10 protein-coding genes are annotated in these 15,827 nt (G+C 37.8%); all 10 read left to right on the plus strand.

Going from position 1 to position 15,827, the window contains the following annotated elements; translation table 11 throughout:
* Nucleotides 1-71 precede the first annotated feature (71 nt).
* Nucleotides 72-860: an SDR family oxidoreductase gene (locus DRF60_RS19690; protein ID WP_116014809.1), complete on the plus strand. Its 789-nt coding sequence runs from the start codon at nt 72-74 to the stop codon at nt 858-860.
* Between the two features lie 105 nt (nt 861-965).
* Nucleotides 966-2,570: a BamA/TamA family outer membrane protein gene (locus DRF60_RS19695; protein ID WP_116014812.1), complete on the plus strand. Its 1,605-nt coding sequence runs from the start codon at nt 966-968 to the stop codon at nt 2,568-2,570.
* 407 nt (nt 2,571-2,977) lie between these two features.
* Nucleotides 2,978-6,121, plus strand: a complete 3,144-nt coding sequence (locus DRF60_RS19700) for a SusC/RagA family TonB-linked outer membrane protein (protein ID WP_116014815.1) — start codon at nt 2,978-2,980, stop codon at nt 6,119-6,121.
* A gap of 64 nt (nt 6,122-6,185) precedes the next feature.
* Complete coding sequence (locus DRF60_RS19705) at nt 6,186-7,661, plus strand: SusD/RagB family nutrient-binding outer membrane lipoprotein (RefSeq protein WP_116014831.1); 1,476 nt, start codon at nt 6,186-6,188, stop codon at nt 7,659-7,661.
* 81 nt (nt 7,662-7,742) lie between these two features.
* Nucleotides 7,743-10,085 carry a phosphocholine-specific phospholipase C gene (locus DRF60_RS19710; protein ID WP_116014817.1) on the plus strand — a complete coding sequence of 781 codons (2,343 nt, stop codon included), beginning with the start codon at nt 7,743-7,745 and terminating at the stop codon, nt 10,083-10,085.
* A 220-nt stretch (nt 10,086-10,305) separates the two neighbouring features.
* Complete coding sequence (locus tag DRF60_RS19715) at nt 10,306-10,884, plus strand: hypothetical protein (protein ID WP_116014820.1); 579 nt, start codon at nt 10,306-10,308, stop codon at nt 10,882-10,884.
* A gap of 98 nt (nt 10,885-10,982) precedes the next feature.
* Complete coding sequence (locus DRF60_RS19720) at nt 10,983-11,783, plus strand: WxL protein host-binding domain-containing protein (protein ID WP_116014834.1); 801 nt, start codon at nt 10,983-10,985, stop codon at nt 11,781-11,783.
* A 106-nt stretch (nt 11,784-11,889) separates the two neighbouring features.
* The gene (locus DRF60_RS19725; protein ID WP_238640253.1) at nt 11,890-14,532 is read left to right on the plus strand and encodes a COG1470 family protein; all 2,643 of its coding nucleotides are present in this window, start codon (nt 11,890-11,892) and stop codon (nt 14,530-14,532) included.
* On the plus strand, nt 14,529-15,053 hold the full coding sequence (locus tag DRF60_RS19730; RefSeq protein WP_116014825.1) for a hypothetical protein: 525 nt from the start codon (nt 14,529-14,531) through the stop codon (nt 15,051-15,053). The genes DRF60_RS19725 and DRF60_RS19730 overlap by 4 nt, the downstream gene beginning before the upstream one ends.
* A 1-nt stretch (nt 15,054) precedes the next feature.
* Nucleotides 15,055-15,594 carry a hypothetical protein gene (locus DRF60_RS19735; protein ID WP_116014828.1) on the plus strand — a complete coding sequence of 180 codons (540 nt, stop codon included), beginning with the start codon at nt 15,055-15,057 and terminating at the stop codon, nt 15,592-15,594.
* Nucleotides 15,595-15,827: the final 233 nt, after the last annotated feature.

Raw genomic sequence — 15,827 nt, forward strand, 5'->3', positions numbered from 1 at the left:
GCTGAAAATACGGTTTGTACTGAGACACAGCAGCCGGAAGAAAACAAAAGTCTAAAATTATAAACAATCCAATGACTATTATCATCACTGGAACCTCATCAGGAATAGGTTTTGTATTGGCCGAATATTTCGGAAAAAAAGGCCATAAAGTATACGGTTTAAGCCGGAAGCATACGGAAAGCCAGTATTTCAGGTCTATTCCGACAGATGTTACCGATAACACAGCCGTTCAGAACGCCATTGCTGAAGTTTTAAAAACAGAATCAAAGATCGATATACTGATCAACAATGCAGGAATGGGAATGGTAGGCTCTGTGGAAGATTCTACTAAGGAAGATATTTTAAAACTGTTCAACCTGAATCTTGTAGGAGCTGTCCAGATGATGAGCGCCGTTCTTCCGACAATGCGTGAAAATAAGTTCGGAAAAATCATCAATATTTCAAGTATAGGAAGTGAAATGGGACTTCCGTTCCGTGGTTTCTATTCTGCGTCCAAATCTGCTTTGGATAAAGTAACTGAAGCCATGAGGTATGAAGTGTATCCATGGAACATCGATGTGTGCTCTTTGCATCTTGGTGATATCAAAACGAATATTGCAGAGAACAGGGTAAAAACACAGGTTTCCGAACCTTACAGAAATATATTTGACAAAGTGTACAGCTTGATGAACTCGCATGTAGGTGACGGAACCGAACCTCTTGAGGTGGCAGCTTATGTTGAAAAGCTTTTGGGCAAGAATAAGTGGAAAGCTCATTATTATTTCGGTAAATTCGGACAAAAGATTGGTGTTCCGCTGAAATGGATTCTTCCTCAGGGAACCTATGAAAATCTGATGAAAAAATATAATAAACTGGATTAATTTCTGTTATTAAAAAATTATTGAAACTGCTTTTAAACCGTTAGAATTATTGATTTGTTAAAGGCTATTAAACAAACTCTGTGAATGGTTTATATAAATTGAACATTGAAGTTATTTCTAAAAATATTTTTTATCCTGTTCTGCGTTTTTGTACAAGCGCAGAAGAAGCAGTATTGGCTTATTGATACAGAAACCAATGTCAGGAAAAAAGTAAAAGACTCTCTTTCTGCAGCAAAATTTCTGGATTCTCTATCCCAGAGCAATTACTTTTTCACCAGGTTGAAAGAGGTGAAAGTAAAAGGCGACAGCACAGAAATTTTCTATGATAAAGGAAAAAACTTTAATGAGACCTATGTAGATCTCTCTGATTCTATTGCCTTGAAATTAAAGATCCAGAAGGATTTTTTCACTAAAAATTTAGATTCAACCAAGAAAAGCATTAACAAAAGATATATTGATGACGGATATTCTTTCAGCCGTCTTAAATCTAAATATAAGGGTCAGAAAAATGGTTATCCTGTCATAGAGCTGGATATTAACAAAAATGATAAACGGAAGATTGACAATTTTGTAGTCAAAGGTTACGAAAGGGTTCCTAAAAGGTTTATGAAAAACCTGGAAAAAGAATTCAAAGGAAAGACTTATGATGACAAAAATCTTCTGGCCATCAGCAAAAATTTTCAAAGCCATGCTTTTGTAACCCTTGAACGGCCTCCCCAAACTTTGTTTACCAAAGATTCCACGAGCATTTACCTGTTTATGGAAAAGAAAAAAACCAATACTTTTGATGGAGTGATCGGTTTCGGGAACGATAAAACAGAAAAATTTACATTGAACGGAACCCTGAACGTCAACTTCAGGAATATGTTCAACGGCTTTGAAACTGTCAATCTGTATTGGCAGAGAAACCCGGATAAAGGGCAGACTTTTGACCTTCAGACTGATATTCCTTATCTTCTTAAATCCAATGTAGGGATGAACCTGAAAGTTAATATTTTCAGACAGGATTCTACTTTTGCGAATGTAAAATTCCTTCCTGCTTTCTATTATCATATCAATAACCGCAACAAGATCGGACTCAGAGGCACCCTGGAGTCCTCCAGTATCATAGACACTTTATATGTTCAGGGTAAGGATTATAATAAAAAAGGACTCGGGATCTGGTTTGAAATGACAGAACCTACAGATATTGATCTTTTCCTTTACAAAACAAGGATCAATGCCGGCTATGATTACCTGACAACGACCTATACCAAAGATAATATTAAGGCTAACCAGAACCAGTTTTATTTCTTCGGCGAACATAATTATCAAATTTCCGGAAATCATTTTCTCAATATAAAAGCGGAAGGGGCCATGATGGATTCTAAGATAGAATTCTCTGCTAATGAACTGTACCGTTTCGGGGGCTGGAATTCCATGAGAGGATTCAATGAAAAATCCCTTGCCGCCGACTTCTATTATTACGCAGGCCTGGAATATCGATATCTCATTGGAAGTCAGGCATTCTTTGATTTCTTTGGACAGTACGGACAACTCAACAATAAATCCTTAAATGTTAAACCTAAACTTTACAGTGTGGGGCTTGGATTTAATTTCTTTATTCCGATCGGGCTGATGAGTTTCCAACTATCGAATGGTAATGAGTTCGGAAATCCGTTTAAGTTTAATGATATTAAAATCCATTGGGGAATCCTCAGTAGGTTTTAAAAGATCTTTCATTCTTATTTATCCACAGGCTTCAGCATATCAATTTTTAATTGATTACTACTTTGCATTCTTGAAGTAAAACATTACAAAACTCAAACTTTGCGTGAAAACTATACTTCACTCTAAGTAAGCAAGCTTCAAAGAAATGTACTCTAGTTTCCAGGTGGCAAAGGAGTGTACAAGTAAATAAGCATTCGTTTAATGAGTAAAAGAAATTGTCAGTAAAATTTACGCTTTTAGAAGTATAATATATAGTATAATAAAAGCAAATATTAAAGCATAACATCCTTTCCAGCTTTATCATTTTGTTAAATATTCCTGTTAAAAAATATTAAAATAGTATTTTTATTTTAATACCACATTAAAATACTGGTAACACTGCACTGCTAAATTTGTCCTCAAAAAAAATGAAGAAGACTTTAGCTACTTTTGCTGTTTTTTTACTCCCCCTTTATCTTACTGCCCAAGAAATTAACATTTCCGGAAATGTAAAATCCGAAAACGGTTCCAGTGTTTCCGGAGTGAGCATTACCGACAAGAACACCGGAAAAACGGTGGTGACGGATGAAAACGGTAATTTTACAATCTCGGCCAACCCGAAAGACATTCTTGAGTTTTATGCTCCTGATTTCTCAATGTATACCGTGGAGGTTTCTTCCAAAAGGCAATATTCTGTTGTTTTGAAAAAAGCAGATGAGAAACAGATTGAAGGTGTGGTTATTACTGCCTTAGGAATTGCCAAAAAGAAAGAAAAGATAGGCTATGCCACCCAGGAAGTCGGCACCAAACAGTTTGAGACCATTACCACCCCAAGTATAGGAAATTTATTTTCAGGACAGGTGGCTGGTCTTAATGTTTCTAACCCTACAGGAATGCAGCAGGCTCCACAATTTACCTTGAGAGGAAACTCCAATTTGGTTTTCGTGATCGATGGGGTAATTGTTGAGAAAGAAGTTTTCCAGAACCTGGACCCCAATAATATTGATAACATCAACGTACTGAAAGGAGCAACGGCCTCTGCATTATATGGTTCCAGAGGAAGGTACGGAGCTGTTTTAATCACTACCAAAGGTGCAAAAAAGAAAGGTTTTTCCGTAGAGTTTTCTCAGAATACGATGGTGACGGCAGGATTTACCAATCTTCCGAAAACCCAGAACGAGTACGGAAACGGATCACATGGCAAGTATGAATTCTGGGACGGAGCTGATGGTGGTGTAAATGACGGCGATATGATCTGGGGACCAAAATTTACTCCCGGACTGAAAATTGCCCAGTGGAACAGCCCGATCAGGGATAAGATGACCGGAGAGGTAATTCCGTGGTACGGTGCCGTTTCCGGAACCCAGTACAATGACAAATCAAGATATGAAAGAGTTCCTATCGACTGGAAGTATCATGATAACTTGGATACTTTTTTAAAGCCTGCAGTGATCAACAATAACAGTTTCGCGGTAAGCTATAGAAACAATAAAGATATTTACAGGCTCTCCGGAAATTTTATGAATTATGACGATAGAATTCCCAGTTCCTATCTGCAGCGTTATGGTGTCAACTTTTCTTCTGAAAATCATTTGGGAGAAAAATTAACCTTTGACACGAAATTCAATTTCAACCAAACCTTCACTCCCAATATTCCCAACTACGATTATAACCCAAGCGGACACATGTATACGATCCTGATATGGATGGGAGCGGATGTGGACGGAAGAGATCTTAAAAACCACATGTGGATTCCGGGAAAAGAGGGCAGAGCACAGGCTAACTGGAATTATGCGTGGTACAATAATCCATGGTTCGGAGCTGAATATTACAAGAATAAAAACAGGACCAATATCATTAATGCACAGACCGGTCTGGAATATAAAGCAACTGAAGATTTTTCAGTAAAAGGGAAAATATCCATTGTTGAGAATCACAACAAACAGGAAATATTAAGTCCATATTCTTACTTCAACTACAGTGCTCCAAGGAGCGGGGGCTATCTCCTGAATGATTCCAAGACATGGAATATGAACTCCGATATTTTAGCCACCTACAAGAAAAAAATCTCGGACAACTTCGATTTCACGATCAACGCCGGAGGATCAACATTCTATTATAAGAACAATATTGACAATGCTTCAACAGATGGGCTGAAAATCCCTGAATTGTATACGCTGGAAAACTCAACCGGAGCTGTAAAATATTATGATTATCTCAAGGAAAAGCTGATCTACAGTGCCTATTCAACGATTGACATCGGATTATACAATGCATTTTTCATTAATGTTTCAGGACGTAATGACTGGTCCTCTACCCTTCCAAAAGCCAACAGATCTTATTTTTATCCTTCTGCATCGGTAAGTGCGGTTATTTCGAATCTTGTTAAAATGCCGGAAGCTGTTAATCTTTTAAAACTTTCAGCTTCGTGGGCCAAGGTAGCTTATGATTTCCAGCCCTATTCGATAAGAAATTACTATCTGAATAATAAAGGAGCCACCTTTAACGGAAATCCGATGTTCAACTATCCTACTATCCTCAATGTGGAAAATTCTTTAAAGCCGGAGCAGACCAAATCTTATGAATTGGGCTTAAGCGCTGGCTTATTCAAGAACAGGATTACTTTAGATGTTACGTATTTCAGAACATTGGATTATAACAATATCCTGGAATTCCCGGCTGCACCATCATCCGGCTTTACTTCACAATACGTAAACGGAAATGAATATACAACGAAAGGCTTGGAGATTTCATTAGGCCTGGTTCCTGTAAAAACAGCCAATTTCACCTGGAGGTCTTTAATCAACTGGAGTACATATGAACAGAAGCTTACTTCTATTTATGACGATATGCCGAACTACAACAATATCAAGCTCGGCGAAAGAATGGACAGTTACTACGATTATACTTGGAAGAAATCCCCGGACGGAAAAGTAGTTCTTAATGCCGCCACAGGAATGCCTACAAGAGCAGATGCTCCAAGCAATCTGGGCCACTTCAACCCGGACTGGACTTTTGGCTTCAATAATACCTTTAAATATAAAAAATTCTCCCTGAATATCGGAATTGACGGAAGCATAGGGGGTGTCATGAGATCCCAGGTCGTAGAAAAAATGTGGTGGGGTGGAAAGCATCCGAACTCAACAGCTTACAGAGATCTGGAATATGCCAATCCGGGAACGTATTATTTTGTACCGGACGGTGTCAATTATAATGCAGCTACCGGAACGTATACCCCACACACAAAACCGATCAGCTTTCAGGACTGGGCACAGAATTATCCTTATCAGGCAAGGGTAACAGAGGATGAAAGTGAATTGTTTGCCAATGTTTTCGACAGAACTTTTATCAAACTGAGATCTGTAGTCCTGGAATATGATTTTTCTTATCTCCTTAATCCAAAAGGAATGATCAAAAATTTCACAGTCAATATTTCAGCTTACAATCTTGCCATGTGGAAAAAGTCTAAGAATCTTTATTCCGACCCGGATTACCAGCTCAAGAAAGATAGCAATGATATCCAAGATCCTTCCAGCAGATGGATAGGAATCGGGTTTAATCTTAAATTTTAATTAACAAGTATCCTGAACAATGAAAAAGACTATCAATTTTATAGCGAAACCTCAAAATAATACAATGACCAAATGGCTAAAATCAACTGCTTTTGCAGCACTGTTGATCCTGTCTTCTTGTGAGACTGATCTTGACAAGATCAACGAAAACCCTAATGACCAGGCCAGTGTAGACCCTAAAGTTCTTCTGACCTATGTTTCTAAAGATGCTTTCCAGATCAACGGCGACAATATGTATGCTTCAAGAATGATGATCGGTACAGACGGAGAGAACACCTATCAGTACATGAAGTGGAACGATGCCTCTTTCGACGTATACACGAAAGGACTCCTGAATACAGTAAAAATGATGCAGGAAGCTGAGAAGGTCAACAATAAAAATTACACTGCCATTGGTAAATTCTACAGAGCTTATTATTTCTTTAATTTAAGTTTAAAATTCGGAAGTATTCCTTACACAGAAGCAGCTAAGGGTGAATCCGGAATCACCCAGCCGAAATATGACAGTCAGGAAACCGTAATGGCCGGAATTTTATCAGAACTGAAAGAAGCCAACGATCTCATCAATACCAATGATAAAATTGAAGGCGATATTATCTATAACGGTGATGCTTCAAAATGGAAAAAGCTGATCAACGCTTTCCGACTGAAAATTCTGATCACCATGTCTAAAAAAGCAACATTGGGAAGTTATAATATTGCTACCGAATTTGCTTCTATTGCAGGCAGCCAATCGTTGATGACTTCCATTTCAGATAACGGAGAACTTAAATTTGCTGATGTGGCAGACAGCAGATATACGATGTTCAACAGCAGTGGCTATGGATCAAGTTTATACATGGCGGATTATTTTATCAATCTGTTTAAAGCAAGACAAGATCCACGTCTGTTCACTTTTGCCGCCCAAACTACAGGTGCAAAAGAAGCAGGAAAACCTCTTACCGATTTTACAGGATACAACGGGGGAAACCCTACTTCTTCCTATTCTGATAATGCAGCACTGATTACAGCAAAAAATATTTCTAAAGTGAATGATCGGTTTTACAAAGATCCTACCAATGAGCCTTCTTCCATATTGAGCTACTCAGAGCTGGAATTCATTCTGGCCGAAGCTGCAGCCAGAGGATGGATCTCCGGGTCTGCAAAAGCCCATTATGACAATGCCATTAAAGCAAGTTTTAGTTTTTATCAGACCTATGTAAAAAATCCGGGACAATATTTCTCTGGATTTGATGTGAATCAGTATCTGGCAACTCCATTAGTTCTTTACAATGATGCTGATCCGCTTCAAACTCGTCTGGAGAAAATTATGACGCAGAAATATATGACGATGTTCCATCAGAGCCAATGGACCTCTTATTATGATTACTTAAGAACAGGATATCCAAACTATCCTCTGCAGACAGGAGTTTCTGCACCATTCAGATTCAGATACCCACAAGCTGAATATAATTATAACAGCACAAACCTAAAAGCTGCTCTGACCGCACAATACGGAGGAAATGACAATATCAATTCTAAACCATGGTGGCTTCAGTAAGAATTTAATATTTATATAAAAACCAGATAAACCGCAGGAAAATCCAATAACTTGCGGTTTTATTTCTTATTTTGATTGAACATGAACAGAAGAGAATTTTTAGAAAAATCAAGCCTTTTGCTTGCCGGGCTGGGAACTTCAAGCGTTCTTCACCCTGCTATTTTAAAAGCACTGGCTATTGAGCCGGCAGCACTGTCTACTTTTTATGATGCGGAACATGTAGTGATTCTGATGCAGGAAAACCGTTCTTTTGACCATGCTTTCGGAGCATTAAAAGGAGTGAGAGGGTTTCTTGATAAAAGAACTTTCGTTAAAGAGGATGGACATTCCGTTTTTTTCCAAAAAGACGATGCAGGAAAATATGCTGCTCCTGCAAGATTAGATCTCAGAAATACTAAATCTACGTGGATGAGTTCTCTGCCCCATTCCTGGTCCGATCAGCAGAGAGCTTTAAACAAATGGAAATACAACAAATGGCTTCAGTTTAAAGCCTCCGGAAATAAAGACTATAAAAATATTCCGCTTACTTTAGGCTACTATAACCGGGAAGATCTTCCTTTTTATTACCAGCTGGCGGATGCATTTACCATATTTGATCAATATTTCTGCTCTTCACTTACGGGAACCACTCCGAACAGACTTTTTCACTGGTCCGGTACTCTCAGGGAGCAACAGAATGGCAAAGTAAAAGCTAACGTTTATAATGAAAATATTGACTACGATAAAGCCAGACAGGCACACTGGAAAAGCTTTCCCGAACTATTAGAAGAACAGAATGTTTCGTGGAAAATCTACCAGAATGAAATCAGCCTTCCGAAAGGTATGTCCGGTGAACAGGAAGCATGGCTGAGTAATTTCACCGATAATCCCATTGAATGGTTTTCAAAATTCAATGTCAAGTTTTCGAAAGGCTATCAACAGAATATTCCAAGAATTATTACTTACCTGAAAGAAGAGATCGAAAAAAAACCGGATCAGAAAAAAAGGCTGGAAGCAATGATCGCTGAGCTTGAAGAAGACCAGGTTAAATATACTCCTGAAAATTATTCCAAACTTTCGCAGCAGGAAAAAAAGCTTCATGAAAAAGCTTTTACAACTAATAGTAATGATCCTGATTACTGGAATTTAGAAATCGGAAGTGACGAACATGGAGAAAGACTCGTTGTTCCGAAAGGAGATGTACTGTTCCAGTTCCGGAAAGATGTGGAAGAGAAAAAGCTTCCACTGGTTTCCTGGCTGGTAGCTCCTGAGCATTTCTCTGATCATCCGGGATCACCTTGGTATGGCGCCTGGTATATTTCAGAAGTTCTAAATATTCTGACTAAAGATCCTGAAACCTGGAAAAAAACCATTTTCATTATCAATTATGATGAAAACGATGGCTATTTTGATCACGTTCTTCCTTTTTCCCCTCCACTCAATCCGAGCCAGCCTGTTGATATGAATGGTAAAGAAGGAGTGGAATATGTGGACAAATCTCAGGAATATATGTCCACTCTTCCATTGAAGGACCATGAAAAAATAGAAGGAACTGTTGGTTTAGGATATAGAGTTCCTATGATCATTGCATCCCCCTGGACAAAAGGAGGCTTTGTCAACTCTGAGGTTTCAGATCATACTTCTGTTCTGCAGTTTCTGGAAAAATTTATTCAGAAAAAATACAGTAAAGATGTTAAAGTTGACAATATCAGCGATTGGAGAAGAGCAATTTGTGGTGATCTGACTTCTGCTTTTAATTCTTCAAATACAAAGGTTCCCCAAATGGATTATCTGGATCAAAAAGATTACGCAAAAACCATCAATGCTGCCAAAAATAAGCCTATTCCCGATCTGAAATGGTATGCAGAAAATGAAATCAATGACAGCCTTCTTGACATTCAGGAAAGAGGAACCAAACCATCCAATCCGCTTCCTTATCATTACCATGTCAATCTGGAGAACGGAAGAATCAAAATGACCAATTTAAAAGAAGCCGGCGTTCCCTTACTAATTTATGACAGAACACAATTTAGCAGTGATAATTATTACTTCTCTTATGCATTATATTCAAAACAAGAAATTTCACATGCTGTCAACCCAGGAAAATATGATTATGAAGTTTTCGGGCCTAATGGCTTTTTCAGGAAATTCAGCGGAAATAACACCCCTGAAATAGAGGTACAGCTGATCGCTAGCAGTTCGAAAAATCAGGCAGAATTGGTTTTCAGAAAGAAAAAGGTAAATATCTCGGTGGTTGTAGAAGATCTGTATGAAAAAAATAAAAAGACCATCTCTTTGAATCAGACAGAAGAAAAAATAACAGTTGATCTCAACAAAAATAAAGGCTGGTATGATCTAAAAGTCATATTTGATGATTATATCTGGTATTTTGCAGGAAGAACAGAAACCGGAAAAGTTTCTATTTCGGATCCTCACTGGACATAAACTAAAAGACAGTAAAAATTCAAGCCTTGCACAATTGTGTGGGGCTTTTTGTTATGATTATGATCATAGATTAAGATAATGATTTTACATAATTTGCATGTAAATATTTCAACACATAATATAATACTATAACTAAATAGTTAATAATATTCAAAAAATACAATTTTATTCATATTATTAACTGATTTTCATTAAATTCACCTAACTAATTAACAGCGTCATGAAAAAATTAACACTAAGCCTTGCAGTATGCTTTATTACTGCCACAATTTCCGGTAGCTTGAAAGCGCAGGATACGAATACTGACAATCACACCATCACAATTTCTATTCCTGAAGTTGCATTGGTAGATATTGAGCCAGCTGCAACAAAAAATATTACACTGGGATTTACAGCACCAACAGAAGCAGGTAATCCTATAACGCCAACAACTTCTGACAACACACTTTGGCTAAATTATTCGTCAATCAAATCTGTGGCAGATCCTACGCGTAATGTATCTGTAAAAGTAAATGCTCTTATTCCCGGAATTGACATCAATGTAACTGCTGCTGCTGCAACAGGTACTGGAGGAGGCACATTAGGTACACCAGCATCACAACTTACACTGAGTGCGGCAGATCAAACCATTATTTCAGGGATAGGAAGTGCATATACCGGAAACGGAGCCAATAATGGCCACAATCTTACATACGCCCTGGCAGCAGGAAGCGGACCTGGAGGAGTCGCTGAGTATGCAGATCTTGAAGCAACTGCTACCACTGTCGCTACAGTTACCTATACGATCTCGGACAACTAGTTATATAACTTCAATTTGAGGTAAACAGGAAGAAGCCGCTTATCAGCTTCTTCTCGGTTCTATATTGTCAATGATTTAATTCCAAACTTTATATGATTATGATAAAGCGTATTTTCCTTTTGATGTTCCTAATGCTGCAGTTTAGTTTTCTATATGCAGGTATTGTGATCCTGAACGGTCTTACCCATACCTACAAGGTAGAAAACGGAAAAGTGTATAAAGGGAAAATTGGTATTGAAAATACAGGTAGCACCCCCCAGAGTGTAAAACTATTTTTACAGGATTTCACCTATAAGGCTGACGGATCTATAAACTATACTGCAATACGTACCAATAACAGAACCAATGGCGACTGGATAAAGCTTAATACCAATCTGATCACCCTGAAAGGAAGGGAAAAAACCGAAGTATTCTATGAAATTACAGTTCCCAACCAGCCTGCCGATCCCGGAAGCTACTGGAGCGTTATCATTGTAGAGCCTATAGAAGAGATTAAACCCAGTAATGATAAAGCGGGAGTAAACATCACTTCTGTAGTACGTTATGCCATCCAGGTCATTACTGATTATGAAGCCGAAAAAACAAAACCAGATCTTAAATTTGAAAGCATAAAAGTAGAGAAAGAAGACGGGAAACAAACCGCAAAAATTGCCATAGCCAACAACGGCGACCTCTATTGTAAGCCAACTGTAGCTATTGAAATCTACAACCGGAAAACCGGAGAACGGCTCGGAAACTACTCGAGCATTGCAATGGGATTATTACCACAGACCTCCAAATCATTTTACATTGATATCAGTAAAATTCCGGCAGATCACTACAAAGCAGTACTGATTGCCACCGATGAAGAAGAAAATGCATTTGCGCTCAATGTGGAATTAGAAGTTAAGAATGATTAGAACCTGGATTTTATATATCGTCCTACTATTATTATTCCCGGCATACATTTTTTCTCAACAACGGCCAAGTTCATTGGTCAGTAAAAAAGATAGTCTAATGCCGGGCATGTCTACTTCTATTTCCTTTGCCTTAGAAAATACTTCCCCCGAAAACAAGATATATGATATTACCATTACCACTTCTAGCCCTTTCCTCACTCCTATTTTAGAACGAGCAGAACTCAAAATTGCGGCCCACGAAAAAACAGTTTATATTGTCCCTATCCGTATTGCAGCAGAAGCAGCACAAGACGTGTATTCTGTTATTCTACACGGAAAAGATCGATATGACGGAACAGTTTTTACCAAAACCCTACAGGTTAGTGTTTCCGGAAACAGAAAGCTTAGTCTCACTTCAATAAATTCACCGGAGTTTATCCGGGCAGGTGAAACGATCCGGGCATCTTTCCTTCTAAAAAATAACGGAAATATAACTGAAAAACTGATACTGGAAAGTAAGAATGCCGTGGTGGACAATGATGCTACTATAATACTGGCTCCGAAGGAATCAAAAGTAATTAATATCTATAAGATCACTAATGTTGAACTTGGACAGAATGAATTTCAGAATCTCAACCTTTCTGTTTATTCTCCGGATAACTCAAAAGAAAATCAGACGGCCTATGTAAGCGTAAAAGTAATATCGGTAAAACCGGTAGAAGATGATATTTACCACAGACTTCCTGTTTCGGCATCCTTGTCATTTATCGGGATGAAAAATATGGGCATTTACAATGATGGTTTCCAGGGAGAAATATATGGGAAAGGAAGCCTGGACAGAGAAAACAAAAACCAGATTGAATTTCGTGCCGTATCTCATAATCCTGTTGAATTCAATTCATTTACCCAGTATGAAGAATATTTTGTTAATTACAAAAGAAATAACTTCTTTATTCATCTGGGCGATAAAATGTATTCAGCTTCTTTTCTAACTGAATTTGCCAGATATGGCCGTGGGGCAGAAATCCGTTATGATTTAAAAAAATTCAGCTTTGGAGGTTTTTATAATCATCCCAGGTTTTTCCGGGATATTAAAGATGAGTTCAACATTTATTCTACTCTTAAAATCCGCAAGGAATCTGAAATCACAGCAGGATATCTTTATAAAATTCCCAGGAAAGGGGAAATCAATTTCGGAAATATTAGGTTGTACTCCGAAACCCATCTTCCCTACACTGCAGGAAAATTCAAAATTTCAGAAAATATAAGTCTTTCGGGAGAAGCGGCATACAGTAAGAACGAACAAATAGAGGGGACCGCTTATATGGCCCAGGCTCAGGCTTCTTTTGAAAAGTTTAACGGTAATGTAATGTATATGCGGGCAAGCCCTGAATTTGCAGGATACTTTACCAATACCAGCACGTTTAACGGAAATCTGCAGTATAATGTTTCTAAAAAGCTCAATGTATTTGCCAATTATGTACAGGATGCCAAAAATATCCAAAGGGATACTTTATTCCTTGCAGCACCGTACAGAAGCTTTCTTCAATATGGAGTACAGTATAAATATCTTCCAACAGGTCTGGTAACATTTTATAATGGCTTCCAAAAATATCAGGACCGTTTGGAACCTAAACAATTTGATTATTATGAGAGATATTTTAAAGTAAGTATTGATCAAAAGATAGGAATGTTTCAGGTAAACCTGCAGGGACAGTTTGGAAAAACAAATAACTATCTGAGTGGATTTAATGGAAATTCCAGCTTCTATACTACCAATATAGCCTTTGAAAAGTTTAAAACCTCTTTCAATCTTTATGCAAGTTATGCCACCACTTCAAGGTATCAGTTACAGAATCAGAGACAGATCTATTACGGAGCCAGAATCTTCAGCAGGTTTTCTGATAACACCAGTCTAAGTCTTTTTTATCAGAATAATTATATGCCGGAAGAATATTTCAGAGACCGGAATCTTTTTGAAGTATTATTTCATCAGCAACTTTTCCCAGGCAGTGACATTGATCTGTCAGGAAGGTATTCATTACAGCGCGGTGAACTGGGTAATAAGGATTTTGTATTTTCATTACGTTATACCCTGCGCCTTAATGTGCCGGTAGAAAAGACCGCCGATTATACTTCTTTGTCAGGAAATATCAGTAACCTGGATGTAAAAAAGGTGGAGGGAATCAGATTAATGCTTGGCAGCCATTTATCTATTACAGACAAAAACGGAAATTATCTTTTCAAAAATGTTGTTCCGGGAGATTATTTTCTTGAAATAGACCGCTCTACAACAGAAATTAATGATATCCCAGATATTACTTTGCCTGCGTCACTACATCTCGTCAATAAAGAGAATGTTTTCAATTTCGGGTTGACTACTGCATCTACAATTAAGGGAATAATCCTGCTTTCTGAAGATGATAAAAAAGATCAATACAGCTTTGTACATTTTCAGCCTAAAACAGACAAAAAGAAGAGACAAAGCATTATTATTGAAATATCGGACGGTGAACAGACCTATCGTAAAGTAGCATTTATTGGAGAAACATTTGATTTTACCTATCTGAGACCTGGAGAATGGAAAGTGAAACTTTACAGAAACGGTTTGGACAAAAGATATAAAATAGCTGCTGATTCATTTCAATATAATCTTAAGCCATCTCAGACACAGAACATAGCTATTCATATTATGAAACAGCAAAGTGAAATTAAATACCAGCAGGAAACAATTAAGGTAGGATACAACGAAATAAAAAAGAAAAAATGAGAGTAAAAAAGCTTGTACTATATCTGATTTTCTGTATGATTCCCTGCACAATATTCTCTCAGAGCACTATTGCAGTGACACTCCCCGTTGTCACCTTACTGGATATAGAACCTACCGGAACATTTAACCTGAATTTTACAGCACCCACGGAAGCAGGACAGGCTTTAACGACTCCCGAAGCTAATACAACAAAGTGGATCAATTATACTTCGGCTATTGCATCGGGAGGAATTACCAGAAGAATTACCGCCTCTGTCAATCAGGTAATTCCCGGAGTCAACATAAGACTACAGGCAGCCGCAGCTTCTGGTGCGGGTGGTGGAGTATTAGGTACATCATCCGGACTGGTTATCCTTTCTACAACGGCGACAAATATTATCACGGGGATAGGTGGAGCCTTTACTGGAACCGGCGCTAATAATGGCCACAGGTTAACAATCAGCATTGCTGTGAACACTTATGCCAATCTTTCTGCCCAAACCAATACGCCTATTGTTATAACCTATACTATCACGGAATAAAATGAAAAAAGAAATGAACTCTATTGACTTTATGACTCGCTATAAAATATTTTCTACAAAGTATTATATCTGTTTTACTTTTTTTTTCATCTTCAGCTATTATAGTAAAGCACAATCTGTAACAGTTCCTGTTACCAACTGGAATGCTAGCATCCCCGCGATTACAGAAGCGGGAAGTAACTATAGCGGAACTTATAGCAGCCCCACGAACCAGGCGAGTATTAATGTTGGTCTGCCGGCATTGCTTGGAAGCGTGAAAGTATATGTACACTATGAAGGTAACCCTACATGGAACAGTTCTTTGGTTTTATCGGCAAAAAGAACAAATAACGGGTCCACCCTGTGTATAGGATGCAATATATCAGGTGGAACTAATTATATCACTGTTCCTCTCACTCCTGTTGAATTATTTAGAATATCGACTATTTTATCTGTTACATCTTATACTGGTATTAATATACAGTATCAGGTAAGCGGTGTATCTGTAACACTCCCTTCAGCTACTTACAACAGCAGGATTATTTTTACAGTAAGCAATTGAAAAGCTGTAAATATGAATTAAAAAATATCTGATAATTGATTAATTATAAAAGATAATAATGATTGATGATGTGTAATCCCTGTTCCCTATTACTCCTTATCCTTACTCATGATCAATGATCAGCTATTTCCCGCATTGCTTATTGCTTATTGCTTATTGCTTATTGCTTATTGCTTATTGCTTATTGCTTATTGCTTATTGCTTATTGCTTATTGCTTATTGCTTATTGCTTA

Origin of the sequence: Chryseobacterium elymi, assembly GCF_003385495.1 — a bacterium.
GTDB classification, from domain to species: Bacteria; Bacteroidota; Bacteroidia; order Flavobacteriales; family Weeksellaceae; genus Chryseobacterium; species Chryseobacterium elymi.

Coding starts and splice junctions, on each gene's coding strand:
- DRF60_RS19730 (WP_116014825.1), top strand. CDS start 14,529: ATGAGAGTAAAAAAGCTTGTACTATATCTGATTTTCTGTATGATTCCC.
- DRF60_RS19705 (WP_116014831.1), top strand. CDS start 6,186: ATGACCAAATGGCTAAAATCAACTGCTTTTGCAGCACTGTTGATCCTG.
- DRF60_RS19735 (WP_116014828.1), top strand. CDS start 15,055: ATGAAAAAAGAAATGAACTCTATTGACTTTATGACTCGCTATAAAATA.
- DRF60_RS19700 (WP_116014815.1), top strand. CDS start 2,978: ATGAAGAAGACTTTAGCTACTTTTGCTGTTTTTTTACTCCCCCTTTAT.
- DRF60_RS19690 (WP_116014809.1), top strand. CDS start 72: ATGACTATTATCATCACTGGAACCTCATCAGGAATAGGTTTTGTATTG.
- DRF60_RS19720 (WP_116014834.1), top strand. CDS start 10,983: ATGATAAAGCGTATTTTCCTTTTGATGTTCCTAATGCTGCAGTTTAGT.
- DRF60_RS19725 (WP_238640253.1), top strand. CDS start 11,890: ATGTCTACTTCTATTTCCTTTGCCTTAGAAAATACTTCCCCCGAAAAC.
- DRF60_RS19710 (WP_116014817.1), top strand. CDS start 7,743: ATGAACAGAAGAGAATTTTTAGAAAAATCAAGCCTTTTGCTTGCCGGG.
- DRF60_RS19715 (WP_116014820.1), top strand. CDS start 10,306: ATGAAAAAATTAACACTAAGCCTTGCAGTATGCTTTATTACTGCCACA.